Annotated in this window: 25 protein-coding genes, 1 tRNA gene and 1 pseudogene; 18 read left to right on the plus strand and 9 right to left on the minus strand. The window is 71.3% G+C overall.

Translation table 11 applies throughout. The features are described 5' to 3' along the window. Positions 1-39 precede the first annotated feature (39 nt). From ACVDFE_RS35935 to ACVDFE_RS35965, 7 genes are all read left to right on the plus strand, one after another. Positions 40-798, plus strand: a complete 759-nt coding sequence (locus ACVDFE_RS35935) for a PP2C family protein-serine/threonine phosphatase (RefSeq protein ID WP_458433590.1) — start codon at positions 40-42, stop codon at positions 796-798. Continuing rightward, positions 795-1,103: a hypothetical protein gene (locus ACVDFE_RS35940; protein ID WP_458433591.1), complete on the plus strand. Its 309-nt coding sequence runs from the start codon at positions 795-797 to the stop codon at positions 1,101-1,103. The genes ACVDFE_RS35935 and ACVDFE_RS35940 overlap by 4 nt, the downstream gene beginning before the upstream one ends. Positions 1,104-1,200: 97 nt before the next feature. Next, entirely contained in the window at positions 1,201-2,265 is a 1,065-nt protein-coding gene (locus tag ACVDFE_RS35945; protein WP_458433592.1) for a bifunctional DNA primase/polymerase, read from the plus strand. Positions 2,266-2,323: 58 nt separating this feature from the next. After that, on the plus strand, positions 2,324-4,021 hold the full coding sequence (locus ACVDFE_RS35950) for a hypothetical protein (protein ID WP_458433593.1): 1,698 nt from the start codon (positions 2,324-2,326) through the stop codon (positions 4,019-4,021). Between the two features lie 124 nt (positions 4,022-4,145). Continuing rightward, on the plus strand, positions 4,146-5,060 hold the full coding sequence (locus ACVDFE_RS35955; protein ID WP_458433594.1) for an endonuclease/exonuclease/phosphatase family protein: 915 nt from the start codon (positions 4,146-4,148) through the stop codon (positions 5,058-5,060). A 292-nt stretch (positions 5,061-5,352) separates the two neighbouring features. Continuing rightward, positions 5,353-5,574 carry a helix-turn-helix domain-containing protein gene (locus ACVDFE_RS35960; protein WP_458433595.1) on the plus strand — a complete coding sequence of 74 codons (222 nt, stop codon included), beginning with the start codon at positions 5,353-5,355 and terminating at the stop codon, positions 5,572-5,574. Beyond that, positions 5,558-6,742 carry a site-specific integrase gene (locus ACVDFE_RS35965; protein ID WP_458433596.1) on the plus strand — a complete coding sequence of 395 codons (1,185 nt, stop codon included), beginning with the start codon at positions 5,558-5,560 and terminating at the stop codon, positions 6,740-6,742. The genes ACVDFE_RS35960 and ACVDFE_RS35965 overlap by 17 nt, the downstream gene beginning before the upstream one ends. Before the next feature lie 133 nt (positions 6,743-6,875). Here ACVDFE_RS35965 and ACVDFE_RS35970 read toward each other — a convergent pair. The 6 genes from ACVDFE_RS35970 to cmk form a co-directional block, all read right to left on the minus strand. Continuing rightward, a tRNA-Pro gene (locus tag ACVDFE_RS35970) sits at positions 6,876-6,949 on the minus strand. 180 nt (positions 6,950-7,129) lie between these two features. Further along, entirely contained in the window at positions 7,130-8,245 is a 1,116-nt protein-coding gene (locus tag ACVDFE_RS35975) for a sensor histidine kinase (protein WP_458433597.1), read from the minus strand. After that, positions 8,239-8,871: a response regulator transcription factor gene (locus ACVDFE_RS35980; RefSeq protein WP_360398895.1), complete on the minus strand. Its 633-nt coding sequence runs from the start codon at positions 8,869-8,871 to the stop codon at positions 8,239-8,241. The genes ACVDFE_RS35975 and ACVDFE_RS35980 overlap by 7 nt, the downstream gene beginning before the upstream one ends. 51 nt (positions 8,872-8,922) lie before the next feature. Beyond that, positions 8,923-10,344: a ribosome biogenesis GTPase Der gene (gene der / locus ACVDFE_RS35985; protein WP_360398898.1), complete on the minus strand. Its 1,422-nt coding sequence runs from the start codon at positions 10,342-10,344 to the stop codon at positions 8,923-8,925. Further along, the gene (locus ACVDFE_RS35990; protein ID WP_360398901.1) at positions 10,341-10,979 is read right to left on the minus strand and encodes a lysophospholipid acyltransferase family protein; all 639 of its coding nucleotides are present in this window, start codon (positions 10,977-10,979) and stop codon (positions 10,341-10,343) included. The genes der and ACVDFE_RS35990 overlap by 4 nt, the downstream gene beginning before the upstream one ends. Beyond that, positions 10,976-11,719 (minus strand): (d)CMP kinase, encoded by a 744-nt coding sequence (gene cmk / locus ACVDFE_RS35995; protein WP_458433598.1) that lies wholly within the window; start codon positions 11,717-11,719, stop codon positions 10,976-10,978. The genes ACVDFE_RS35990 and cmk overlap by 4 nt, the downstream gene beginning before the upstream one ends. A gap of 151 nt (positions 11,720-11,870) precedes the next feature. Here cmk and ACVDFE_RS36000 point away from each other — a divergent pair, with 151 nt between their 5' ends. After that, on the plus strand, positions 11,871-12,311 hold the full coding sequence (locus ACVDFE_RS36000) for a pyridoxamine 5'-phosphate oxidase family protein (protein WP_458433599.1): 441 nt from the start codon (positions 11,871-11,873) through the stop codon (positions 12,309-12,311). 51 nt (positions 12,312-12,362) lie between these two features. On the opposite strand, the gene ACVDFE_RS36005 is transcribed toward ACVDFE_RS36000, so the two are convergent. Further along, positions 12,363-13,334 (minus strand): 5'-methylthioadenosine/S-adenosylhomocysteine nucleosidase family protein, encoded by a 972-nt coding sequence (locus ACVDFE_RS36005; protein WP_458433600.1) that lies wholly within the window; start codon positions 13,332-13,334, stop codon positions 12,363-12,365. Continuing rightward, the gene (locus tag ACVDFE_RS36010) at positions 13,331-14,050 is read right to left on the minus strand and encodes an NUDIX hydrolase (RefSeq protein ID WP_458433601.1); all 720 of its coding nucleotides are present in this window, start codon (positions 14,048-14,050) and stop codon (positions 13,331-13,333) included. The genes ACVDFE_RS36005 and ACVDFE_RS36010 overlap by 4 nt, the downstream gene beginning before the upstream one ends. 101 nt (positions 14,051-14,151) lie before the next feature. On the opposite strand from ACVDFE_RS36010, the pseudogene ACVDFE_RS36015 reads away from it, so the two are divergent. From ACVDFE_RS36015 to ACVDFE_RS36035, 5 genes and pseudogenes are all read left to right on the plus strand, one after another. Then, positions 14,152-14,769: pseudogene (locus ACVDFE_RS36015) on the plus strand (5'-methylthioadenosine/S-adenosylhomocysteine nucleosidase family protein); the annotation flags it as partial. A 271-nt stretch (positions 14,770-15,040) separates the two neighbouring features. Continuing rightward, positions 15,041-15,187 (plus strand): hypothetical protein, encoded by a 147-nt coding sequence (locus ACVDFE_RS36020; RefSeq protein ID WP_458434489.1) that lies wholly within the window; start codon positions 15,041-15,043, stop codon positions 15,185-15,187. Continuing rightward, positions 15,188-17,326, plus strand: coding sequence for a hypothetical protein (locus ACVDFE_RS36025; RefSeq protein ID WP_458433602.1), 2,139 nt, complete (start codon positions 15,188-15,190; stop codon positions 17,324-17,326). Further along, positions 17,323-18,741: a hypothetical protein gene (locus ACVDFE_RS36030; protein WP_458433603.1), complete on the plus strand. Its 1,419-nt coding sequence runs from the start codon at positions 17,323-17,325 to the stop codon at positions 18,739-18,741. Before ACVDFE_RS36025 ends, ACVDFE_RS36030 begins: the two co-directional genes overlap by 4 nt. 4 nt (positions 18,742-18,745) lie before the next feature. Further along, positions 18,746-19,822: a TIR domain-containing protein gene (locus ACVDFE_RS36035; RefSeq protein ID WP_360398928.1), complete on the plus strand. Its 1,077-nt coding sequence runs from the start codon at positions 18,746-18,748 to the stop codon at positions 19,820-19,822. Between the two features lie 185 nt (positions 19,823-20,007). Here the strand turns inward: ACVDFE_RS36035 and ACVDFE_RS36040 are convergent, their stop codons facing one another. After that, positions 20,008-21,132, minus strand: coding sequence for a DUF1015 family protein (locus ACVDFE_RS36040; protein ID WP_458433604.1), 1,125 nt, complete (start codon positions 21,130-21,132; stop codon positions 20,008-20,010). Between the two features lie 18 nt (positions 21,133-21,150). On the opposite strand from ACVDFE_RS36040, the gene ACVDFE_RS36045 reads away from it, so the two are divergent. The 5 genes from ACVDFE_RS36045 (at position 21,151) to ACVDFE_RS36065 (ending at position 24,854) form a co-directional block, all read left to right on the plus strand. Beyond that, the gene (locus ACVDFE_RS36045) at positions 21,151-21,624 is read left to right on the plus strand and encodes a cation:proton antiporter regulatory subunit (protein ID WP_360398934.1); all 474 of its coding nucleotides are present in this window, start codon (positions 21,151-21,153) and stop codon (positions 21,622-21,624) included. 5 nt (positions 21,625-21,629) lie between these two features. Continuing rightward, a complete protein-coding gene (locus ACVDFE_RS36050; RefSeq protein WP_360398937.1) occupies positions 21,630-22,802 on the plus strand; it encodes a cation:proton antiporter in 1,173 nt (390 codons plus the stop codon). A 62-nt stretch (positions 22,803-22,864) separates the two neighbouring features. Then, complete coding sequence (locus ACVDFE_RS36055) at positions 22,865-24,022, plus strand: S8 family peptidase (protein ID WP_458433605.1); 1,158 nt, start codon at positions 22,865-22,867, stop codon at positions 24,020-24,022. Then, positions 24,019-24,240 (plus strand): hypothetical protein, encoded by a 222-nt coding sequence (locus ACVDFE_RS36060; protein WP_458433606.1) that lies wholly within the window; start codon positions 24,019-24,021, stop codon positions 24,238-24,240. The genes ACVDFE_RS36055 and ACVDFE_RS36060 overlap by 4 nt, the downstream gene beginning before the upstream one ends. Before the next feature lie 221 nt (positions 24,241-24,461). Beyond that, positions 24,462-24,854 (plus strand): DUF6319 family protein, encoded by a 393-nt coding sequence (locus ACVDFE_RS36065; protein WP_458433607.1) that lies wholly within the window; start codon positions 24,462-24,464, stop codon positions 24,852-24,854. The last annotated feature ends 21 nt before the right edge of the window (positions 24,855-24,875 follow it).

The following is a 24,875-nucleotide window of genomic DNA, read 5'->3' on the forward strand; positions in this document are numbered from 1 at the left end:
TCCACGACAGACACACCACCCAACCCAGTCAGGAGAGCTGTGATCCGTCACGACTACAAGACGATGACCGTGTCGGTCGGTACCGCCACCGACATCGGCGGCCGGTCGCACAACTGCGACGCCACCGCCGTGCACAGCAACGGTTTCACCACCGCGGTCGCGATCGTCGACGGCATCGGCAGCACGCCCGAGGTCGAGCACACGGCCGGTCTGCTGGCCGAGGTCGCCGCCCGCATGGCCACGCGCCGCGGCACGGTGCCCGGTCTGCTGGCCGCGCACGAGCTGATCTCCGGGCCGGGACCGGAGACGCCCAAGCCCAACGCGGTCGGTGCGGTCGCGGTCGTCTACCCCTCCGACCGGGCGACCGTCATCGCGCACGTCGGTGACTGCCGCGTCTACTCGATGACCGGCGGGGTGCTCACCCGCCACACCACCGACCACACCGTGGGCGAGCTGCTGCGCATGGTCGGCGTGCAGGAGCAGCACGCCCAGCTGCACGACAACTGGGTGCGCACCAGCATCGCCAACGCCACCGTCGCCACCATCCCCGTCGCGGACGTCGTCGCGGAACGCGTGCTGCTCACCAGCGACGGCATCCACAAGGTCCTCACCGACGACCAGATCGCCGCCGTGCTGACCGCGTTCCCCGAAGACGTCGACCAGGCGGCGCACGAGCTGATCGCCGCAACCCTCGACGCCGCACCCGCCGGCGAACCGCTCGACAACATGACCGCCATCGTCCTGCACATCGACGGCCCGCCGTCGCTGGCGGACTCGATCCGTGTGGAGGTCAAGTGAGGGAACGCAATCGCCAGTGGCTGTGTCTCGGATGGTCGCGCCACGGCTGGTGGCTGCACGACTCGCCCGAACCGGCGGACGGCCCTCCGAACAAGACCAAGTGCAGTGCCCTGTTCGGCTGCACGCAATGCCAGGCCGACCGCGCTGGTCTGGGCAGCAGTGTCACCCGTGACCAGATGATGCGAATCCTTCAATCGCTGCACGCTCAACAGGTTCTCTCGATCTCGCTGACGGATCACCTGTTCATCGCCCATGAAGCCATTGAGGGCGCACTGGCCGACGCCGGTATCGAACTGCGCGACTGACCCACCCAGCCGAAGCGGGGCACGGCCATACCAGGCCGTGCCCCGCTTCCCGTTGCACCGCAACCACCACAGCCCACCGGGAAGGAACCGGCCGACCATGACCATGACCACGAACCCGACTGTCCAGGCCGCCGCCGACGCCGCGCTGTGGCTGGCAGTGCACCGCGGCTGGCACGTCCTGCCGCTCAACTACGGCACCAAAACCCCGCTGCGCGGCTGTGCCGACTGCCGCGCCGAGAACACCGACCACACCCCGCAGACCTGCCCGTGCCTGGCCCGCGGTGACGGGGCGCTGTGCCACGGAGTGTGGGCCGCCACCACCGACCCGCACGTGATCGGCCGGTGGGCGCAGCGCTGGCACACCAGCGTCTGGGCCGTGCACCTCGCCGTGTCCGGGCTGCTCGCGGTCGACCTCGACACCCGCCCCGGCCCGCCACCCCGTCACCCGCTCAACGGCTTGGCCTGGCCCGCCGACGAACCACTGCCCGCCGATGGCCTGGACACCTACGCCACCCTGGCCGCCCTGTCCGGCGGCACGGTCGGCACCGACACGTTCACCACCGACACCCCCTCTGGTGGCCTGCACCTGGTCTACGACGACGGCGGCCGGGACTGGAAAGGAAGTCACGGCAAGGTCCGCGACGGCGACGACACCGTCCGAACAGGACTTGGCTGGCAGATCGACATCAAGGCCTACGGCGGCTATGTCGTGCTGCCCGGCTCCACCAGCCAAGCCGGTCTCTACCGACGCAGCTCCACCACCACCACACCCCGCCCGCTGGACCCGTGGCTGGCCGACGCTCTGACCCGCACCGGCCACGACCGCACCACCGCCCCGGCCGCCGCGACCACGCCCGCATCGGTGCCCGCAGTCACCGGCGGGAACAGCGGCCCGGCCCGCTACGCCGCCAGCGCGCTGCGGTCCGCCTGCGCCGAGCTCGCCGCGATGGAGCCCGACAGCGGGCGCAACCGCAAGCTGTTCCGCTCCACCACCCGCCTGGCGGGCATGGCCGCCGCCGGGTGGATCGACCGGGACGTGGTCGAGGCTGCCCTGGCCGACGCCGCCCGGCACGCCGGGCTCCCAGCCGGGGAGATCCGCTACGTCCTGGCATCCGGGTTCGCCCGGCCGCTTCCCGTTCCCGACATCCGGAGCGCCGCGTGAGCACCACCCGCACCACCGCCGCACCAACCACGCCCCGGCACGGAGAGGAGGACCGCGCGTGAGCATCACCGCCGACACCAGCAACGACACCTCGACCGGCGGCGCCGACGACCACGCGCCGCCCACCGACCGTCCCGCCATCCAGATCGGCGGCGAGGCCGAGACCATCCGCGTCCTGACCACCGCCCTCGGGCAGGGCACGCTCCCGGACGTCTACGTGGCCGGCGGGCAGCTGGTGCACCTGTCCCGTGTATCCGGCAAAGCCGCCGGTGCCGCCGAGCACGCCCACCAGGCCGCCACCGGTGCACTGCCCGTGCAGGCCGACCCGCTCACCGCCCCGTCGCTGGCCTGGCTGCTGGCCCACCACGCGTTCGTGTTCCGCAAGAAGAAGAACAAGGACACCGAGCAGTGGGAGGAGGTCGAGGCCAGCCCCACCAAAGCCGCCCTGTCCGCGGTGCTGTCCACCCGCTACTGGCCCGACGTCCGCCCCCTGACCGGCGTGGTCACCTCACCGGTGCTGCGCCCGGACGGCACCCTGTTGCAGACCGCCGGATACGACACCGGGACCGGCCTGTACTACGCCCCGGCCACCGCCATGCCGCCCATCCCCGCGCAACCGTCCACACAGGAAGTCCACGACGCGCGTGAGTTCCTGCTGGGCAAGCTGCTGCGGAACTTCCCCTTCGTCGCCGACGCGGACAAGGCCAACCACATCGGCCTGCTGGTCGCCCCGATCCTGCGGCCGTTCCTCGGGTGCCTGACCCCGTTCGGGCTGATCTCCGCCACCACGCAGTCCAGCGGCAAGACGCTGCTGGCCGAGATCCCCGGCTACCTCTACGGCCGCAAGCACCTCGTGTGGCGCAAGGGCGACGACTCCGAGCTGGAGAAGGCCATCACCTCCGCCCTGCACAGCACCGCCCCGGTCATGCTCTGGGACAACCTCGCCGAAGGCACCGAGGTCAACTCCGCGGTGCTCGCGAAGCTGCTCACCGGCCCGCAGTGGGATGCGCGCAACCTGGGCTCCAACGGCGCCGGGTTCGAGGCCGCCAACGACCGGCTCTGGCTGGCCACCGGCAACAACATCCGCCTGGGCGGCGACATGGCCACCCGCACCGCCCTGGTGCGCCTGGACCCCAACGACCCGCACCCCGACCAGCGCGACCAGACCGGGTTCGGCATCCCGCACCTGGACGACTGGCTCAAGAAACCCGCCAACCGCGTCACCGTCCTGCGGCACCTGCTCATCCTGGTCATGGACTGGATCAACGCCGGAGCACCCCGCAGTGGTCACACCATGCGCCAGTTCACCAGCTGGGCAGGCGCGGCCGGCGGGTTCCTCGCCCACCACGGCATCGACGGCTTCCTCGACAACATCGAGGAGATGCGCGAGGCCGACGACGCCAACACCGAATGGACCGCGTTCCTCGCCCAATGGCACGAACTGCACGGCGACCAGCGACTCAGGAGCAAGGTCCTCTGCCACAGCGCCGAACCCCAGCTCATCGGCGACCAGCTGGTCGACCGGTGGGAAGGCACGTTCCTCACCGACGACCGCGACCGCATCCTGTCCCCGAAGAGCATCGGCAAGCTGCTCACCGGCCACGTCGGACGCTGGCACGGCCGCCACGTCCTGCGCAGCACCCTCGACCGCCACGCCAACTCCCTCGTGTTCTGGGTCGAAACCAGCCCCGAGCAGGCACAACCCGGCCACCACGACACGCCAGACACCAGCGAACAGGCCTCGTTGGACGTCTAGCCGCAGCTAGTAGGGCTCGGCACCCGGCTACGTATCTCTCCGCCGCGCGCGGTGGCTTGGCCGTGGGCGCGTTTCTGCGGCGAGGAGTTCCGACTCGAAAACCTGCGCTCACCAAGGAGATCCGATGACCACAGTGGGCACCGCGTTCCTGAACTACCGCGACGGCGGGCTGCTGCCCGGCTCCGGATTCGACTTCGACCCGCTGCGCCGCGCGTTCACGCCGCTGGTCGGCCACGCCCCCGCCCTGATCGCGCTCACCGAGGCCCAACGGTGGGCAAACGACGGCGGCGCGGGCGTCCACGGTGCGTGCGCCGTTCTGGACGACCTGCTCAGCCGCCCGTACACCGGGCTGCCCGGCTGGCACCGGCGCGGCGACTACGGCCCCGCCATCGTGTGGGACCCCCAGGTGCTGCGCCTGGAAACCTGGACCGGCCTGGACCACGAAACCAACGCCGTCCACGAGCGCAACACCGCGACATTCGCCATACGGGGCAACCCGGTCCGGCTGCGGATGATCGTGCGGCACTACTCGTTCGACTCCGGCACCGAACGCCTGGCCGAGGCCGAACAGGACGCCGAACCCGCCGGCGACGGGCTGCCCACCCTGCTGGTCGGCGACCTCAACGCCACCGGCAGCGGCCCCCACCTGCCACAGCGCGACTGGGCGCTCGTGCCGCCCCACAAGCGCCGGCACAAAGCGATGCTCGACCAGCACGGCCAATGGGTCGCCGACACCCGCGCCCTGGACGCGTTGATCGGCGAATGGAACAACGCTGCCAGCACCCGTGCCGGCGGCGCCGGATGGCGGGCCGTCGCCGAGCTGGCCCATGCCGCCGGCGTCCCGGCCGAGGAAGCGTTCCGGCCCACCACCAACAGCGGCGCGTCCACCGGACGGCTGCTCACAAGCTGGTACCTGGCCAACCCCGCCGCAATCGAACTGATCGACCCGACCAGCTACCAGGTCCACCAGCCCACCGCCGAGTACCCGGCCGCTTGGTCACTCGACCACCGGCTGATCACCACCACGCTGACCGCCTGACCGGTACGACAGCAGAACGCCCGCCGCGCACCAAGTGCGCCCGTTGCGGGTTTAGCGCAGGTCTGCGGGTTTGCTCCGGGTTTCCCGCGGGTTTGACCCGCACCCAAACCCGCACTACAACACCGCAGGTCACAGCCCCGCGACACCCCGGTTGCGGGTTTGCGGGTTTGCAAACCCGCATCCCACACCCGCCCGCACACGCGGGCACCCACACCGTCCGGACGGCTCGAACCGCCAACCACGCACCGCCCGGACGACCACACCGCACCACCCCACAGAACGGAACCCAGCCATGAGCAACAACATCGTTGATTTGGCGAAGTACCTCTACAAGATTCCGGAAGCGATGGCACTGCTCTCGCTTAGCCGCTCGGTCATCTACGAACAGATTCGCGCAGGACGGTTGCGGTTCGTCAAGCAGGGCAGGGCGACGCTCATTCCGGCGTCGGCCATCCGGGACTACGTGGCGCTGTTGGAGCGGGAGGCGGAGGCGCACTATGGCGAAACCGCGTAGCAATCAGGAACCCAAGAAGCGGCGTAGCCGCGGCGACGGTGGCATTCACTGGGACGAGACACGCCAGCGGTACATCGCCACGGTAGACCTCGGCTTTGACGCTCGCGGGAAGCGCAAGACCAGGAGGGCCAGCGGCAAGACATACACGGAGGCCAAAGAAAAGCTCAAGGAGATCCAACGCGAACTCGACGATGGCCTGCCTGTCACACCGCACATGTACAAGGTCAAGGAAGCGGTGCAGGCGTTCCTCAAGTACGGGTTGCGCAAGTGCAGCAAGGAAACGGTGAAGAACTACACCTACCTTGCGGACGGGCACATCATCCCGAGCCTGGGTGATCGGAACCTTCGCGAGTTGGCCGCCGATGAAGTGGATGACTGGTTGGAGGAACTGTCGCTCACGTTGTCCACCCGCACCCTGCGCCTGGTCCACTCAATCCTCAATCGTGCTGTGCGCATGGCCCAGAAACGCGACAAGGTCAAGCGCAACGTCGTGCAGTTGTGCGAAGTGCCGATCGGCCAGGATGGGCGCCCGTCCAAGTCACTCACCCTCGACCAGGTCGAGGCTGTGCTGGCCGCAGCGGAGAACACCGCGATGCACGCCTACATCGTGCTGTCGCTGCTCATCGGCGCACGCACCGAAGAACTGCGTGCGTTGACGTGGGCGCACGTGGACCTGGTCGGCAGCCCAGACACCGTTCCACTCGTGCTGCCCTCGATCTCGGTATGGCGCTCGGTACGGGAAGGTGGTGACACCAAGACCAGGAAATCACGGCGAACTCTCGCGATGCCGACGCGATGTGTCGAGGCGTTGAAGACGCACCGCACCTACCAGGACGCCAGACGCAAGCTCGCCGGCGCTCGTTGGCAGGAACATGACCTGGTGTTCGCCTCCAAGGTCGGTACGCCCCTCGACTCGCACAACGTCCGGCGCGCGTTCAGGCGAGTCGTCAACGCGGCCGGACTGGTTGGCAAGGAGTGGACGCCGCGGGAGATGCGCCACAGCTTCGTGTCGGTGCTCTCCGCGTCCGGTGTGAAGCTGGAGGACATCGCGCGCCTGGTCGGCCACAGCAGCACGACGGTCACGGAGACGGTGTACCGCCACCAGATCGTGCCTGTGATGCAGCAAGCCGCCATCACGATGGACGACATTTTCCCGCTGGCCGGTTAGACCGTTGTCACTCAGTTAGTCACTCAGGTCCCCAAATGGTCCCCGGAAAGATCACGTCTATGATCAAACCGGTGACATGCGAAAGGCCCTCTGACCAGGCATTATGCCGCGATCAGAGGGCCTTTCACGACCGTCGGGACGACAGGATTTGAACCTGCGACCCCTTGACCCCCAGTCAAGTGCGCTACCAAACTGCGCCACGTCCCGGCCACACTCCCGGTTCCCCGGCGTGCAAGAAGAATCCTACAACACCACCAACGGAGATCAAAAACGACCCCCCGCACCCACAACGACCTGCGGAAATGCAGAGATGCGGAGATGCGGCGGGGACCCGAACCGGGTCCCCTCGGCCCGACCGATCCCCCGATCTTCGACCGACGAGGAGAACTATGCGGTGGCCGGGTCCCGGGCGCCACCGCCGAAAGTCGAGTCCCGGTCGTCGGCCTTCGGAGCGCCGGGTGGCAGGACGGCGGTGACGCTGAAGCCGCCGTCTGCACGGTAGGAGGTGGTGAGGGTGCCGCCCACCAGGCGGATGCGTTCGGACAGGCCGTGGAGGCCGGCGCCGCCGCCGTCGGCTTGGGTGGGGAGGTCGCTGGGGCCGTTGACGACTGTCACGCGGAGTGGGGAGCCGCGGTCCACGGTCACGGTCACGGGGGCGCCTGGGGCGTGTTTCGTCACGTTGGTCAGGGACTCCTGGACGACGCGGAAGAGGGCTCTGGACACGGCTGGGGTCGTCACACCGTCGCCGGTTTCGATGAGGGTCACGGAGACGCCGGCCACGCGGGCGCGGTCGACCAGTTCTTGCAGGGAGGGGTAGGTGGTGTCGGAGTTCAGGAGGCCCAGGGCCGTGCGCATCTCGGAGAGGGACTCCTTCGCCAGGGCGCGGAGGCGGAGGGCGGTGGCGCGGACGGTGTCGTCGGGGGCGGTGGCGGCCAGGGCGGCGGACTCCACCGCGATGAGGGTGGCGTGGTGGCCCACGGCGTCGTGGATTTCGCGGGCTATGCGGGCGCGTTCCGCGGCGCGGGCGGAGGTTTCGAGGGCTTCCAGTTCTGCTGCTCGGGCCCTGCGGGTTTCGTAGAGGGACTGGGTCAGGTCCTTGCGGGTGGTGACCAGGGCGCCGAGTGCGGTGGGGGCTGCGGAGAGGCCGAAGGAGAACGCCGTCGCCAGGAGGAGGGGGCCCAGGGGGACGGTTTCGGTCAGCACGGCGGGGAGGACGGAGGCCGCGGTCAGGAGGACGACCCACAGGAGCTGGACGGGGACGGACTTCTCCTCGCGGCCCAGGCGGTACTGGGCGACGAGTGCGGGGGCCCAGCCGAGGCCGCCGGCCACGGCGGGGACGCAGATCAGGGAAGCGAGCCACGGCCAGCGCAGGCGCACCGGGAGCAGCAGTGCGGCGAGGACGGCGGTCCAGAGCGACCACGGGAACGGGCGGTCCTGGGTCAGCAGCACGACGCCGGTGGTGGTGCCGACGGTCAGGAGCTCGCGCAGGAGCTGCTTCACCACACACCGACCTGGTGGGCGACGAGGGCCGCCTGCACCCGGTTCTCGACGCCCAGCTTGGTCAGGACGGTGGAGACGTAGCTCTTCACCGTGGCCTCGGAGAGGCAGAGCTCCTCGGCGATGGCGTGGTTGGAGCGGCCGCCGGCGAGGAGCTCCAGGACCTGGCGTTCGCGGGCGGAGAGGGAGTCCAGGCGGCGGTTCGCGCGGAAGCCGCGCAGGCGTGGGAGGAGGCGGGCGGTGATGCGGGGGTCCAGGACCGCGCCGCCGGCTGCCAGGTCGACGACGGCGCGGACGAGGGTGTCGGGTTCGGCGTCCTTGAGCAGGAAGCCCTGGGCGCCCAGGTCCAGTGCCGTGGCGACGTAGTCGTCCAGGTCGAACGTGGTCAGCACGGCGATGGCGGGTGGGGTGGCCCACGTGCGCAGGCGCCGGACGGCCTCCAGGCCGTCGACGCCCGGCATCTGCACGTCGACCAGCACCACGTCGGGCAGGTGGGTCAGCGTGACCTCGACGAGCTCGGCGCCGTCGGCGGCCTCGCCGACCACCTCCACCCGGCCGTCGGCCTCCAGCAGGACCTTCAGGCCCCGCCGCAGCAGGGACTCGTCGTCGGCAAGCACCACTCGTACGGCCACGAACCCAACCAACCGCACCCCATGGCAAAGAGCAACCGTGGGGTTGAGGAACTACTTCTTGCCCGCGCCGGCCTTCTTCTTCTCGCGCACGCGCACGGAGATGCGGACCGGGCTGCCTTCGAAGCCGAACTCCTCACGCAGCTTGCGCTCGATGAACCGGCGGTAGCCCGCCTCCAGGAAACCGGTCGTGAACAGCACGAACGTCGGCGGGCGGGTCGAGGCCTGGGTCGCGAACAGCACCTTGGGCTGCTTGCCGCCGCGCACGGGCGGCGGGGTCGCGGCGATCAGCTCGGTCAGCCACTGGTTGAGGCGGCCGGTGGGGACGCGGGTGTCCCACGAGTTCAGCGCGGTGCGCAGGGCCGGGGCGAGCTTGTGCACGGCGCGGCCGGTCAGGGCCGAGATGTTGACCCGGTCGGCCCACGGGACGCGGACCAGGCCGCGTTCGAGCTCGCGGACCATCTCGTTGCGGCGGTCCTCGTCGACGAGGTCCCACTTGTTGAACGCGAGCACGCACGCGCGGCCGGACTCGACGACCATGGTCAGCACGCGGAGGTCCTGTTCGGACAACGGCTCGTGCGAGTCCAGCAGCACGATCGCGACCTCGGCGGTCTCGATGGCGGACTTGGTGCGCAGCGAGGCGTAGTACTCGGCGCCGCTCTCGAACTTCACCCGCTTGCGCAGGCCCGCGGTGTCGACGAACCGCCAGATCTCGCCGTCGAGCTCGACCAGCGAGTCGACCGGGTCGACGGTGGTGCCGGCGACCGAGTCGACGACCGAGCGGTTCTCGCCGGTCAGGCGGTTGAGCAGCGAGGACTTGCCGACGTTGGGCTTGCCGACCAGTGCCACGCGCCGGGGGCCGCCGCTGCGGGCGCCGAAGTCGTCGCGCGGGGTCTCGGGCAGCCGGTCGAGGATCACGTCGAGCAGGTCGCCGGAGCCGCGGCCGTGCAGGCCCGACACCGGGAACGGCTCGCCCAGGCCCAGCGACCACAGCGACGCGATGTCGGCCATCAGCCGCTCGTCGTCCACCTTGGACGCGCACAGGATCACCGGCTTCTTGGACCGGCGCAGCACCTTCGCGACGGCTTCCTCGGTCGCCGTGGCGCCCACCGTGGCGTCCACGACCACGAGGATCACGTCGGCGGTCGCCATCGCGAGCTCGGCCTGGGCGGCGACGGCGGCCTGCAGGCCCTGCGCGTCGGGCTCCCAGCCGCCCGTGTCGACCACGGTGAACTTGCGGCCGTTCCACAGCGCGTCGTAGGTCACGCGGTCACGCGTCACGCCCGGGACGTCCTGCACCACGGCCTCCCGGCGGCCGATGATGCGGTTGACCAGCGTGGACTTGCCGACGTTGGGTCGCCCGACCACCGCGAGCACCGGCTGCGGCGGAGTCGACTCGCCGTCCTCGCCGGAGGAGAGGTCGTCGAAGGCTGACCAGTCGGCCTCGTCCTCCCAGGTGCCGTCCAGGTCCGTCATCGTCCTTCAACCTCACTCACACGAAGTCCATCGAGTTCGGCGACCAGTGTCGCCAGGCGGTCGCGCACCTGCTCGGTGGCAACGCCCAGTGCGGCCCGCCCCTTCCCTTCCGGGAGGTGGAACGGCTCACCGATCAGCACGTCGACCGGCGGACGCCAGCCCGTGGCCCGGTAGGTCCCCCGGCAGGCGACCGGCAGCACCACCGCGCCGGAGGTCTTGGCCAGCCACGCCGCACCGTTCTGCGCGCTGGTGACGCCGCCGTCCCCGCGCGTGCCCTCGGGGAAGACCCCGATCACGCCGCCCGCCCGCAGGACGGACAACGCGCTGGTCAGTGCCGTGCGGTCGGCTTCTCCCCGCTTCACCGGGATCTGGCCGATCTTGCGCAGCAGGTGGCCCACCACGGCGTTGGCGAACATCTCCTGCTTGATCAGGAACGTCACGCGCCGGGGCAGCACCCCGAACAGGATCGGGCCGTCCGCCATCGAGCTGTGGTTGGCGACGACGACCACGCCGCCGCTCAAGGGTACGCGGTCGAGGCCGCGCACCCGAATCCGGAACTGCCACGCGTAGGGCACGCGCCCGATCCAGCGGCCGAAGTCGAACATCCAGGGCACGGTGCCCTCGGGATGGCTCACCCGGTCACCCGCAGCCCGCGCCGTTCGACGAGGTCCAGCAGCGCGTGCACGGTGCCGGCGAGGTCGAGGTCGGTGTTGTCGAACTCGACGGCGTCGTCGGCCGCCTTCAACGGCGACACGGCGCGCGACGAGTCGTAGGTGTCCCTGCGCTGCACGTCCTTCAGCACTGCGTCCACAGTGGACACGCGACCGGCCGCGTTGTCCTGCTTGGTGCGCCGCTGCGCCCGCGCGTCCGCCGACGCGGTCAGGTACACCTTGAGCGGGGCGTCCGGCGACACGACGGTGCCGATGTCGCGGCCCTCGACCACGATGCCGCCGACGGTGTCGACCGCGTCCGCGATGATCGCCCGCTGCTGGGCGACGAGCAGCTCGCGCACGTGCCTGGTCGCGGAGACCGGCGACACGGCGAGCGTCACCTCGGGGCCGCGGATCTCGGCGGAGACGTCGTCGCCGTCGAGCGTGATGCCCGGCCGCTCCGGGTCAGTGCCGACGACGAGCACCGCGGCGTCGGCGACCCCGCCGACGGCGGCCTCGTCCGCCGGGTCGACGCCGGCGCGCAGCACGGCGACCGTGACCGCCCGGTACATCGAGCCGGTGTCGAGGTAGCGCGCGTCGAGCGCCGACGCGAGGCGCTTCGCGACGGTGGACTTGCCGGTGCCCGACGGCCCGTCGAGTGCCACCACGCCGCGCAACTGACCCTGGCCCACCACAGCTCCCTCCGAGACACCCACGGCCCTCATTGTGCCTGGTGCGGACGCCCGCACCGGCAGCGGGACGGTCCAGGCGCGTGATCGGCCGTCACCGCGGGGGTATCGATCGGGGGAATCCGCACCAGCACCGGGCCGGTGGCGCCGATCAGGTCAGCGCAGCACCGACCCGTGTGGAGGACCGATGACCACGACCGAACGCAACCCCGCCGTCCAGACCCTGCTGGAGTGCACGCTCGCCAGGCACAGGACGATGTTCCTGGCCACGTCCGGCTCGGACGGGTCGTGGGTGAGCGGCGTCTACTTCGCCGAGGACGGCCCGCAGCGGCTCGTGCTCGTGCTGGAGGAGCGGGGCCGGACGCTGAAGGCGGTCGAGGAGAACCCCGAGGTCGCCGTCGTCGTGTCGGCCGGGTCGCCGATGGAGCCGTTCCTGCAGGCGCGGGCCGTGGCCAGGGTGGTCGGGGGCGCGGAGGGCGAGGCGGTGCGGGAGCGGCTCGTGGCGAAGGTGCCGGAGGCGGCGCCGTTCCTGGCCGCGCCGGTCCGCCCGGTCGTGCTGACGGTGCCGCGGTGGCGCGTGACGGACATCCCCAACGGCTGGCTGCCCGGCCGGGAGTTCCCCGGCTGACGCCGCCGGCCCGCCCGGAACCGGTGACCGGTTCCGGGCGGGCACCGGAACTCAGGAGCTCTCCAACCGGCGTTGCAGGTCCGGGTGGCCGGCGAGCAGGTCGCGGACCACGCCCCGCGGTGCCGGGTCGGACGGGCGGGCCTTCATCTCGTGCAGTGCCAGCATCACGCGGAAGTACGTCGACTCGTCGAGCAGACCGGCCTGGGCGGCGGCGGTCAGCGAGGTGTTCAGGTCCTCGTCGCGGGCCGGGGTGGCGGAGCCGTGGGTGTGGACGCCGCCGTTGATGTTGCCGGCCTGGATGACGATGCCGTGGCTGTTGCCGGTGTGGACGTTGTGCACGCTGTGGACCACCGGGCGCTCCTCCTTGGGCTTGCGGGTGTCCTGGCCGGCGGGCAGCTCGGCGATGAGGGCGGCCACGAACGCGGCGGCGGGCGCCGGGGTGCCGATGGAGCGGACCGTCAGCACGGGCGTCGCGTTGTTCAGGTGGGCCGCGCTCGCGACCCCGGCGCTCTCGGTGTCTACGGCCGCGGCGTCGTTGTAGCCGGCGTCGAGGAACGCCGCGGTCGACGAGCCGGGGGTGAGCAGGAGCTCGCCGGCCGCGACCGGTTCGAAGTGCACCTTGGCCGGGAACGAGCGGTGCACGTACCGCGCGCGTTGCTCCAGGGCGTGCGGTGCGGGCCAGGCGTCCGGGCGGGCCTTGAGACCGGCGTCGTCCTCCTTGCCGCCGTGGTAGCCGTAGACCTTGGTCGCGACGACGACGTCACCCTGCTCGACCCACGAGTGCAGCGCGCCCGCCTCGCCGACGATGAACGCCGCGGACGGCGCAAACTCGGTGAGCACGCGCTCGGTCAGCGCCGCCGCGTTCGGGTTCCCCTTGCCCACCAACGCGAGCGCGACCGGGCGACCGGCCACCTCGCCCACGTCGTAGAGGGAGCCGGCCGGCCCCTCGTACATGCGCGGACCGGACAGCAGGGCTCGCACCGAACCATATGCGGTCTCGGTGGCCGTTAAGACAACGATCATGCGGTCACCTCCAGGGACCCTCGGGAACGCAACAACGCCGGGTGCAGCAGCGTGGCGGGACCGCGGCGGTAGAGCAGGGCGGGACGGCCGCCGTTGCGGATCGTCTTCTCGCCCGTGGGCACCAGGAAGCCCTCCGCGCCGGTGACCTTGCGGTGGAAGTTGCGGGGTTCGAGCTGCTCGCCCCAGACGATCTCGTAGACGCGCCGCAGCTCGGTGACGGTGAACTCGGCCGGGCAGAACGCCGTGGCCAGGGTCGTGTACTCCAGCTTCGAGCGGGTGCGTTCGAGCGCGTCGGCGATGATGCGGGCGTGGTCGAACGCCAGCGGACCGGCCAGCGCCGCCTCCACCGGCACCCACCGCGCCTCGTCGGCGTCTCCCCCGGCGACCGGCACCGGCAGGTTCGGCAGCACCGCGAGGTAGCACACGGTGATGACGCGCCGCCGGGGGTCGCGGTCGGGGCTGCCGTAGGTGCGCAGCTGCTCCAGGTGCAGCCCGTCCGCGGCTAAACCGGTCTCCTCCGCGAGCTCTCTCCTGGCCGCCTTCTCGATGTCCTCCAGAGCAGACGCGAGGAAGCCGCCCGGCAGCGCCAGCGCTCCCCGGAACGGCTCAATCCCCCGCTCTACCAGCAGGATCTGCAGTTGCTCCGCTCGGACGGTGAGCACTGCGAGGTCGACGGCCACCGCGACATCCGGGATCGTCCACTCCTCCTCGGTCATCCCACGACACTAACCCACTATCCGTCATGTTGACGGAAACTCACCCCGTCGGCTACCGTCTGGAACTCGGATCCAAACGACCGGAGCGACACATGATCGTGATGCTCACCGCGCTCGAAGTGGAGTACGCCGCGGTGCGCGCGCACCTGTCCGGCACCGCCCTCCACCACCACGCGTCCGGCACCCTGTTCGAGGTCGGCACCACCGGTGGTGGGCAGCAGGTCGCCATCGCCCTCACCGGCATGGGCAACTCCAGCGCCGCCACGATGACCGAACGCGCCATCACCGAGTTCGACCCGGACGTCGTGCTGTTCGTCGGCGTCGCCGGCGGCCTGCGCGACTGGCTGCGGCTCGGTGACGTCGTGGTCGCGAGCCGGGTCTACGGCTACCACGGCGGCCGCGAGACGGAGGACGAGTTCCTGGCGCGGCCGCGGGCGTGGGACGTCCCGCACCACGTCGAGCAGATCGCCCGCTCGATCGCGCGTGCGAAGGAGTGGAGCGCGAACCCGCCGAACGTCCACTTCGAACCGATCGCGGCCGGCGAGGTGGTGCTCAACTCGACCGAGTCGACGCTGGCCAGGCAGATCCACCGCAACTACAACGACGCGGTGGCGGTCGAGATGGAGAGCGCCGGGGTCGCGAACGCCGCCCACCTGCACATGGCCACCCCGTCGGTGACCGTGCGCGGCATCAGCGACCTGGTCGACGACAAGGACCTCACCGACAAGCAGGGGTGGCAGCCCAAGGCCGCTGCCAACGCCGCCGCGTTCGCCATCGCCCTCGCCGGCGCACTCGCGCAGCCCCGCCGTCACAAGGGAAAGGCCCGGCCCGTGGGCGACACGACGAACAACTTCCACAACTACAGCGGTGTCGGTCAGCAGATCGGCATCAACAACGGCGTCGTGCAGCTCGGCGCACCCGGCCGCCGCACCGCGCGACCGGCTGGACGCCATCACGGCGGCGGTGGTGCACGCACACAAGAACGGCCAGATGGACACCGCGTGGTTCACCACGGCCATGGTGGCGCTGGACAACCTGCGCAACTCCTCCGCACCGCTCGACCTCCGCCCCCTCAAGGCACTGCTCGGCGGCGTGCCCGCCCTCCGCCCGGTGCTCGACTCCATAGTGGACGACTAGATGACCGCTGCAGCGACCAACACCTTCGACAACCACGGCGACGTCGAGACCCAGGTCGGCGTCAACAACGGCGTCATCCACAAGACGTCGATCTACAACAACAACGCCGGCGAGCCGCCGGAGACCAAGTTCGAGAACGCGCTGACGTACTTGCGCGGTGGCCAGCCGCGGATGGCCGAGCGGCTGCTCGAACAGGTGCGGCAGGCCGGTCTGGTCACCACCCGCTTCCACTACTACTACGTGCTGGCGCTGCTGAGCGACCGCACGCTGAACGAGCTGCCGCCCAGCGAGTTCAAGAAGATCGTGTTCGAGCTGTCCAGCGCGAAGACCTCGCCGGAGACGCCGGGCGAGTACCACCGGGCGCTGTGGGTGGTCGAGCACCTGATCGCCTACATCGAACGGCAGGACCGCGCCGCTGACCCGAGCGGCGGCGAGCTGCACGAGGTGTCCACGGCGTTCCGGGAGCTGCCGGCCGCACGCCAGCAGGAGATCGCCCGGCACCTCGACATGATCCTCGACGGCGCGGTGCAGGACTCGCTCGACGCCTCGATCGCGGCCCTCGCCGAGCAGCGCCGGATGGACAACCGGCGCGAGCACCGGGCGTGGCTGTACTTCCAGCCGGAACCGGCGCCGCCGCTGCTCGCGGAACCGGTGAAGGCGCCGGTGGACCTCAAGGCGTGGGCCATGTCCGTGCTCGGCGGGCTCGCCGGGCTGTGGGGCCTGGTGCGGCTCTTCGACTTCCTCACCGGCGCGGCACCGGGTGCGGCGTGGCTCGCGGTGCTCCTGGTGCTGGGCGGGGCGTTCCTCTTCGTGTGGTTCCGCGTCCAGGCCAAGGTGCTGGACCGCCGCCGCGGTGTGCGCGAGGCGCGGCTGCGCGGCTGGAACGAGGGCCCGCCGCGGGAGGTGCCCGACTGGAAGGTCGAGGAGATCTCCTGGCGCGTGCACGCGGCGTTCGACGCGGAACGGCCGCCGAAGCGCACGGTCCGCCACCACGTCAACCCGAAGAACCCGGAGCCGCAGAAGGACTGGGACGCCGACACCGCGGGTCTGCGGGTGTCGATGGTCGACTGGTTCGTGCGCATCTACGGCGCCACGCACACCGAGCCGTCCGGGCTGATGTGGCTGATCCGCTGGCACACCCGGCGGCTCAGGGAGCAGTGGCAGGCCGACGGGCTGCACGCGTTCCGCAAGGAGCTCAAGACCCCGTGGTACGCCAAGGTGCTGCCGGTGGCCGGGATCGTGCTCGTGGTGCTGTTCGGGCTGTCGCTGATCGGGATGCAGCCGGGTCCCGGCTCGTTGTTCGCCCTCGGGCTGGGCGTGTGCGCGTTCGGTGCGAGCGAGGTGCTGGCGGCGTTCCGGGTGCGGGCGGCGCTGCGGGCCGACTACGCCGAGCAGCTGCGCGAGGAGACCGAGGCCTACCGCGGCTGGCTCGACCTGCTGCGGGACCGGCCCTCCGACGACGAGATCGCGTACTGGCTGCGGTTCGACGTGCTGCACCTGAAGTGCCGTGCGATGCGACGCAGCCAGCTGTCCAGCAAGGACATCATCTGCCACGTCGAGCTCACCGAGGGCGCGCCGGGGGCGTTGCGGGCCCGCGACAAGATGGCGCCGGTGCGGTACTCCGAGTACTGGGTCAAGGTCTTCCTGCTGACCAGCGGCGGTGTGCACGAGACCGAGTACTGGCTGGACTTCTTCAACGGCAACGTGCACGACCCGCACGACATGTCGTTCCGCTACGACGCGGTGGCCTCGGCGACGCTGAACGAGGTCGGCGTCCAGTTCTCCGGCAAGCGCAGGCACATCGTGCGGATGGGCGACAACGTCCAGGTGGGCGACCAGTTCACGTTCCGGCAGGCGATGCAGCTGTCGCTGGTGAACAGCCAGGACATCTACGTGCTCGTCGACGACTTCCGCGGGATGACCGACGAGAGCGAGGACGAGGCGAAGCTGCGGGAGATCGCGCAGCAGTCCTCGGGTGTGCAGAGCGCGTTGCACATCCTGCAGGCCGTGGCCCGCGAAGGCCGTGAGTGGATCTCCCGGCAGCGCGACCGCCGGCAGCGCCGCTGGCAGGACTTCGCCGAGCAGCAGCAGTTCCGGGAGCTGCAGAGCAGCTGGGAGCAGCGCCGGGAGATCGGGTGATGGACCCGCGCCGGTTCGTGAAGCGGCTGCCGGTCGCCGACGCGCTGCTCGACCGCATGGCCTACACCGGGGCGCGCGGCGACCGGCGGGCGGCGCTGCTGAACGCCTTGCTGCCCTCCGGTGCCCTGGCGCACTCGCTCACGTTCGCCGTGGCACCGGCGGGCGAGGAGGTGCTGTCGTGGCCGGCGCGGTTGCCGCCGCTGACCGCGCTGCTCGCCCCCGGGTCGCCGTTGACCGGCGCGCAGGTCGTCGTGCACACGCGGCCACCGGCGCCCGGTGCCTACCGCGAGCTGATCCAGCACGGTGTCCCCGCGCACCGCTGGACCTACGTCGCGGTCTCCTCCGACGACCCCGCCTCGGCCTCGGTCTGGACGCAGAACGTGTTGCGGCAGCACGGTTTCACCGCCGCGCAGCTGGACCAGGACGAGCTGCTGGACGTCGTCGCGTTCCTCGGTGGCCTCGACGGTGCGGCGGCGTCGGCGAAGCTGATCGAGCGCGGGTTCGAGGCGTGCACGATGGGCGCGGAGCTGCACGCCTGCTTCACCTGGTCGGAGGCCCCGGTGCTGGAGCTGCTGAGCCGGTTCCCCGCCGTGGGCGCCACGGTCGGGGTGCGGGTCGCGCGGACCGGCGGCGAGTTCGTCGCGGAACGGGTGCTGCGGCTGAGCGGTCCCGACGTGAAAGCCCTGCAGGGCGCCGAGACGTGGCTCACGAACGGTGTCCGGCACGCGGGGCGGTTGCAGCGGCTGAACGGGCACCACGCCTCGGCGGCCGCGGTGACGGTACCGGTGTGCGTGCCGCCCTCGTTGCCCTCCAAGCAGTCCTGGACGCACGTCGAACCGCCGCACGTCGCCGGTCGGGCCGCGGCGTGGACCGGTGGCGCGGGCGTGGTGCTCGGGTGGGACGTCGTGCGGCAGGCGCACGCGCCGTTGCGGCTGTTCCGGGAACGGCCGGTGGTCGGCGTGGTCACGAGCGCACGGCTGGCGCACCTGGTCGCGGCGCGGTCGGTCAGCTGCGGTGCGGGCGTGACCGTGCAGTCGGAGGCGCCGTGGCCCGGTCCGTTCGGGCACGCGCGGCCGGGTCCGCCCGCGGTGGCGCTGGGCGGTCCGCGGTTGCCGCACCTGCTCGTGCTGGACCGCCCGGCCGAGGTGCCGGGGCTCGCGGGCCTGCCCGGCTCGCACCACGCGGTGCTCGTGGTCGCCGACCTCGGGCCGGAGCACGTGCCGTTGCTGGAGGTCGCGGACTTCGCGGTGGCCGGCGACCTCGGTGCGCCGCAGCAGTCGTTGCTGCGCGGGGTGTTCGGCACGTGGCTCGACGACCTCCCGCTGGTGCCGGGGCAGGTGACGGTGATCGGGCGCGGTGTCGCTGCCCGCGTCGGCATCACCCTGACCGGCCAGGAACACCACCTGCTGGGCTGACGCGATGCCGACGGTCTTCGTCAACTACCGCGTGCGGGAGCAGCCCGGCTACGCGACGCTGCTGCACCGCGAGCTCGCGCAGGCGTTCGGCGCGGACCGGGTGTTCCTCGCCTCGCGGTCGCTGCGGGCGGGCGACGACTTCGTCGAGGAGGTCTTCGCCCACCTGCGCCGCTCGCAGGTGCTGCTCGCGGTGATCGGGCCGCGCTGGCTCGACCACACCGGCGACCCCGGCGAGGACTGGGTGCTGCGCGAGATCGCCGAGGCGTTCGAGCTCGGCATCCGCGTGGTGCCGGTGCTGGTCGAGGACGCCGAGCTGCCCACCGGCCTGCCCGCGGGCGTGGAGGCGCTGCACCGCTGCCAGTACGTGCGGCTGCGGCACTACTCGGTCGACAGCGACATCTCCGCGCTCGTCACGCACCTGCGCGGCATCGCCGGCGACCGCCCGTCGCCGTCGGTGTTCCGGCTGGGCGACCGGTCGTGCCGGATCGCGATCCACGCGGGGTCGATCCGCAGGGTGTACGACTGCGACGCGTGGGTGAACAGCGAGAACACCGACATGCGGATGGCGCGGCACACGGACTTCTCGGTGTCGGCGATCATCCGGTACTGGGGTTCGGCGCGCGACGAGACCGGGCGGATCGTCCGCGACCTGGTGGCCGACGAGCTGGAGGAGCTCGTGGCACCCCGCCGCCCGGTGGCGCCCGGAACGGCGCTGGTGACCGGGTCGGGGGCCCTGGCGGCGACGCACAACGTGCGGTTCGTCGTGCACGTCGCCGCGGTGCAGGGCGAGCCGGGCGCGGGGTACCGGCAGGTGTCGGACATCGGCGGGTGCGTCACGACGGCGCTGGACCGGGTCGAGCCGCTGGGGGTGCGGACGATCCTGTTCCCGTTGCTGGGCACCGGGGTCGCGGGCGCGGACGTCCCGCACACGGCGCGGATGCTGGTGCAGGCGGCGGTCCACCACGTCGAACGGCACCCGGAGACGGCGCTGGAGCGCATCTCGTTCCTGGCCTACGACGACCACGAGCGGCTGGCGCTGGAGCAGGCGGTGCGGATGCTGCCGCTGGTGCCCGAGCGCTGAGCCGGTGGCGCCCCTCAGTGGTTGAGGTCCGTGCGCAGCGCCGCCGCGCCGCGCAGGTGCACGTGCTTGACCGACGCCCCGCGGCAGGTCCGTCCATCTCCATGTGCGCGAGCAGCCGGACCACCCGCGGCATCGCCCCGGCACGGCGATCTCCGTCGCCGACAGCAGCGGCACGTCCGGCAGGGCTAGGGAACCCGCTCGGCGGGGTCCTGCGGGGTCAGGTCCGCGAGCAGCAGCCCGCTGCGCGGTTTGGGGGTGAAGTAGGTGCTCTTGCGCGGCATCTTGGCCCCGGCCAGCACGGCGGACAGCGGCACCGGCGCGATCAGCAGCATCGCCTCGGCCTCGACCTGCGGGTCGACCACGGCCTTCACGCACGGGCTCTCCGGGTCCAGGTCCAGCGCCTCGTGCAGCAGCACCGACTCCACCACGGCGTGGTCGACGCCGCGTCCCGCGGGCAGCTCGACGCGCAGCACGGTGTCCGGGGTGCGCACGACGACCACGCCCGGTTCCGGGTCGGTGACGAACGGCAGCTCGCCGACGCGCAGCCCGACCCGTTCCCACGCCGCCACCAGGTCGGCCGTGCCCAGCCCGGTGCCGACGACCGCGCGGTGGAACGGTCCCACCCGCAGACCGGGCCCGGAGGTGACGAGCGCGAGCAGCCCGGCGAGGCCCGCCTCCCTGGCCGCGGCGACCCGGTGGTTGCCGTCCGCGACCAGCAGCCGGTGCGCCCCCGCGGCCGCCAGGAACGCGTCCTGCCGCTCACCGGGGCCGACCAGCCACACCCAGTGCCGGCGGCCACCGGAGTCCACGAGTGACACGGCCGGGTCCTCGGTCATGCCGTGCACCAGCTCCGTGAGCCCGTCGTGCGGTGTCATCGGGACGAGCATCGCCGCGCTCGTGGCGATGCCGAGGGTGGCCAGCACCTCGGCCCGTTCGGCGACCACACCGGGGTAGACGTCCTCGGTGTGCGCGATGGCGTCCGGGTCGACCAGGCACAGCAGCCCGCACGCCGTGCCGTCCGGCCCGTCCACCCGGTAGGGCGCGACCACGTCGGTCACCTCGCGGTAGGCCCGCCGGATCAGGGCGGCGAGCTCGGCGCGGGCGGCCGGCAGCGCTTCGAGCAGGCCGGTGCCCGCCGCGAGCGCCCGCGGCGTGCGGTGCGGGTGCTGGACGGCCAGCAGGGTGCCGTGCGGGGCGCGGGCCAGGGCGCCGATGACCTGGCCGGGCTCGGCGAACTCGTCGACGTCGGGGCCGGGCACGCGGTCGCGCACCACCCACCCTCGTCGCACCGGGCGAACTGGGAGAGACATCCACGTATCATGATCTGTGTGAACGTGGAGATCACGCCCCTTCCGGGCATCGGGACGCGTCAGGACTTCACCATCCGCGCCGGGCGCCGGGTCGGTGTGATCACCTACCGCGACGGCAGGTTCGAGCTCATCCTGTCCAAGGCGAGCGACCCCGACTCGTGCGCGGCGTCGATACCCCTCTCACCGGAGGAGGCGAACACGCTCGCGGGCCTGCTCGGCGCGCCGCAGCTCGTCGCCCACCTGCGCGAGGAGACCCGTGACATCGCGGGCATCACGACCCGCCAGCTGCCGGTGACCGCGTTCGCGAACCACACCCTGGGCGAGACCGCCCTGCGCACCAGGACCGGTGCGTCCATCGTGGCCGTGGTGCGCTCGGGCAACGCCCACCCGTCGCCAGGACCCGACTTCATCTTCGAGAACGGTGACCTCGCGGTCGTCGTCGGCACAGCGGAGGGCCTCGACGCCGCCGCCGAGATCCTCCACGGCGGTTAAGCACAGTGCATGAGACAACCATCGCCATCATCCAGCTCGGCGCGGTGTTCTTCGGTCTTGGTCTGCTCGGCCGCGTCGCCTGGAAGATCGGCATCTCGCCGATCCCGCTCTACCTCGTCGGCGGCCTCGCCTTCGGCGTGGGCGGCTTGGTCCCGTTGCACGGCATCGACGAGTTCACGCACCTGGCCAGCGAGATCGGCGTCGTGCTGCTCCTGCTGCTGCTCGGCCTGGAGTACTCGGCCTCCGAGCTCACCACCGGCCTGAAGCGCTCGTGGATGGCCGGTGTGCTCGACCTGGTGCTGAACGCGGCACCGGGCGCCATCGCGGCGTTCCTGCTGGGCTGGGGGCCGGTGGCGGCGCTCGCGATGGCGGGCGTCACCTACATCTCCTCCTCCGGCATCGTCGCGAAGGTCCTCGGCGACCTGGGCCGGCTGGGCAACCGCGAGACACCGGTCGTGCTGTCGGTGCTGGTGTTCGAGGACCTCGCGATGGCGGTGTACCTGCCGGTGCTGACCGCGGTGCTGTCGGGCGTGAGCTTCCTCGGCGGCCTCACCTCGGTCGGCATCTCGCTGCTCGCGATCACCGTGGTGCTGGTGGTGGCGCTGAAGTACGGGCGGTTCATCTCGGCCATTGTGGACAGCCCGGACCACGAGGTGTTCCTGCTGAAGCTGCTCGGCTCCGCGCTGCTGGTGGCCGGTGTCGCCTCGCAGCTGCAGGTGTCGGCGGCGGTCGGCGCGTTCCTGCTCGGCATCGCGATCTCCGGGTCGACGGCGGAGAACGCCACCCGGTTGCTGGAGCCGTTGCGCGACCTGTTCGCGGCGATCTTCTTCGTGGTGTTCGGCCTCAACACCGATCCGAAGTCGATCCCACCCGTCCTCGGAATCGCGGTGGCGCTGGCGGTGATCACGACCGCGACGAAGGTCGTCACCGGCTGGTGGGCGGCGCGGCGGCAGGGCATCGGCAAGATGGGCCGCATGCGTGCGGGGGCGGCGCTGGTGGCGCGCGGTGAGTTCTCCATCGTCATCGCCGGCCTGGCGGTGGCGTCCGGTCAGGTGAACGGGGAGCTGGCGGCGCTCGCGACCGCGTACGTCCTCCTGATGGCGATCCTGGGGCCGATCGCGGCCAGGTACGTTGAGCCGATCGGTGAATTTTTCCAGCGACGTCGGCAGATGGCCTGAAACAGACGCCTCCGGATGACGACTCTCTCTAATAGGGCTACAGGAGAGTAGGGGCGATCATCATGACCGAACCAGCGGAAGTGGAGACGACGGGCCGATTCCTGGTGCTGCTGCGGGAGGACGCCGTCGACGAGGGGGTGGCCGAGCTCGGCGCGATCGCCGGGTTCGACCCGAACAGCGGAGACCTGGACCCGGACACCGTGCAGGTGTTCCCGGAGCTGGGCGTGGCCGTGGTGTCCGCGGACCCGGCCCTGCTGGCCGAGCTGAACGGCGCCGCCGAGGGCCCCGGCCCGGTGCAGGTCGTCGAACCGGAACGCGTCGTGCACGTGTTCGCCGCACCCGTGCCCGACGACGAGCCGGAACCGGCGGCGGACGAGTCGGTGCTGACCTGGGGCCTGCAGGCGGTGGGCGCGGACGTCAGCACGGCGACCGGCAAGGGCGTCAAGATCGCCGTGCTCGACACCGGCTGGGAGCAGAACCACCCGGACTTCACCGGCCGGACCATCACCACGAGGTCGTTCATCACCGGCGAGGACGTGCAGGACGGCCACGGCCACGGCACGCACTGCATCGGCACCGCCGCGGGCCCGCGCAAGCCGGCGACCCCGCCCGGCTACGGCGTGGCGTTCGAGGCGGAGGTCTTCGCGGGCAAGGTCCTGTCGAACGCGGGCTCCGGCTCCGACGGCGGCATCCTCGCGGGCATCGACTGGGCCGTGGCCAACGGCTGCGCGGTCATCTCGATGTCATTGGGCGCGGACGTCCCCGCGGGCACCCCGTACTCGCAGATCTACGAGACGGTCGCCCAGCGCGCGCTCGCGAAGGGCACGCTGATCATCGCCGCGGCCGGCAACGCCTCCACGCGCCCCGGCCGGGTCGCACCGGTCGGTCACCCGGCGCGCTGCCCGTCCATCATCGCGGTGGCGGCGATCGACGTGAACCGCGCGATCGCGTCGTTCTCCTCGGGCTCGGCGGACAAGATCGGCCAGGTCGACGTGTGCGCCCCCGGCGTGGACGTGCACTCGTCGTTCAAGCTGCCCGAGAAGTACCGCCGCCTGCGCGGCACGTCCATGGCGACCCCGCACGTCTCCGGCGTGGCGGCCCTGGTCGCCGAACGCACCGGCGCACGCGGCTACGAGCTCTGGGCCCGCCTGGCCGGCACCGCCCTGCGCCTGCCCCTGCCGTCGACCGACATCGGCACCGGACTCGTCCAGGCGCCATGACCGGTTCGGTGGACCAGGTGATGGTCTCCGTGACCGAGGGCTCCCTCCCGCAGGTGCTCGACGACCTGCGGGAGGCCGGCCTGGTCGTCGACACCGTCCTGGAGGCGCTGGGCGTCGTCACCGGCACCGCCGAGATCCGCGCGATCCCCACGCTGCTCGCGGTGCGCGGTGTCATCGACGTGGAACGGCAGTGGCGCGTGCAGCTTCCACCCTGGTGACTAGGCTCTGCGCTGACCCCATTCCTGCTCGATCGAACACGTGTTCTACGATTGTGCGCGGGGTCACGTCGTTGCGCAGAGAGGAAACCTGATCGTGTCGGACACGCTCACCGAGGTGCAGGCAGTCGAGAAGACCGTGGTGGAGGGCACCCCGGCGCCCGCCGCCGGGCCGGTCGGCGCCGTGAAGCCCGCTGCGGCTGACGCTGCAGCTGCTGTGGTTGATGCCGCGGCCGACCCTGCGGTCGACGCTGCCAAGCCGGTCGAGGCCGCGAAGCCCGTCGAGGCGGCTCCCAAGGCCGAGAAGCCCAAGGCGGCCGCCCGCACCAAGAGCACGGCGAAGAAGACCCGCACCGTCGAGCTGCACGCTCACGGTCACCGGCACCGCCGAAGGCGAATGGCAGGCCGACCTGGTCCACGGCACGCAGCGCGTGGTGTCGGGCCTCGTCATCCCCGCCATCGCCGTGGCGAAGGCCGCCAAGGAACTGCACGAGGACATCGCGGAGGGCATCGAGTCGGTGCTCGAGGCGGCCCGCGACCAGCACCGCACCCGCATGGAGGAGCTCGAAGCCGAGCTCGCCAGGGTGAAGGCGCAGCTGGCGGAGCTGTCGGAGTAACAGCGCGTCGTTGTTCCGCAG

This window comes from Lentzea chajnantorensis (assembly GCF_054300775.1).

Excerpts from the sequence above, each read along its gene's own strand:
- ACVDFE_RS35945 (WP_458433592.1), top strand. The coding sequence starts at position 1,201 with ATGACCATGACCACGAACCCGACTGTCCAGGCCGCCGCCGACGCCGCG.
- ACVDFE_RS35955 (WP_458433594.1), top strand. The coding sequence starts at position 4,146 with ATGACCACAGTGGGCACCGCGTTCCTGAACTACCGCGACGGCGGGCTG.
- ACVDFE_RS35960 (WP_458433595.1), top strand. The coding sequence starts at position 5,353 with ATGAGCAACAACATCGTTGATTTGGCGAAGTACCTCTACAAGATTCCG.
- ACVDFE_RS35965 (WP_458433596.1), top strand. The coding sequence starts at position 5,558 with ATGGCGAAACCGCGTAGCAATCAGGAACCCAAGAAGCGGCGTAGCCGC.
- der (WP_360398898.1), bottom strand. The coding sequence starts at position 10,344 with ATGACGGACCTGGACGGCACCTGGGAGGACGAGGCCGACTGGTCAGCC.
- cmk (WP_458433598.1), bottom strand. The coding sequence starts at position 11,719 with ATGAGGGCCGTGGGTGTCTCGGAGGGAGCTGTGGTGGGCCAGGGTCAG.
- ACVDFE_RS36000 (WP_458433599.1), top strand. The coding sequence starts at position 11,871 with ATGACCACGACCGAACGCAACCCCGCCGTCCAGACCCTGCTGGAGTGC.
- ACVDFE_RS36005 (WP_458433600.1), bottom strand. The coding sequence starts at position 13,334 with ATGATCGTTGTCTTAACGGCCACCGAGACCGCATATGGTTCGGTGCGA.
- ACVDFE_RS36010 (WP_458433601.1), bottom strand. The coding sequence starts at position 14,050 with ATGACCGAGGAGGAGTGGACGATCCCGGATGTCGCGGTGGCCGTCGAC.
- ACVDFE_RS36020 (WP_458434489.1), top strand. The coding sequence starts at position 15,041 with ATGGACACCGCGTGGTTCACCACGGCCATGGTGGCGCTGGACAACCTG.
- ACVDFE_RS36025 (WP_458433602.1), top strand. The coding sequence starts at position 15,188 with ATGACCGCTGCAGCGACCAACACCTTCGACAACCACGGCGACGTCGAG.
- ACVDFE_RS36035 (WP_360398928.1), top strand. The coding sequence starts at position 18,746 with ATGCCGACGGTCTTCGTCAACTACCGCGTGCGGGAGCAGCCCGGCTAC.
- ACVDFE_RS36040 (WP_458433604.1), bottom strand. The coding sequence starts at position 21,132 with ATGTCTCTCCCAGTTCGCCCGGTGCGACGAGGGTGGGTGGTGCGCGAC.
- ACVDFE_RS36055 (WP_458433605.1), top strand. The coding sequence starts at position 22,865 with ATGACCGAACCAGCGGAAGTGGAGACGACGGGCCGATTCCTGGTGCTG.
- ACVDFE_RS36060 (WP_458433606.1), top strand. The coding sequence starts at position 24,019 with ATGACCGGTTCGGTGGACCAGGTGATGGTCTCCGTGACCGAGGGCTCC.
- ACVDFE_RS36065 (WP_458433607.1), top strand. The coding sequence starts at position 24,462 with ATGCCGCGGCCGACCCTGCGGTCGACGCTGCCAAGCCGGTCGAGGCCG.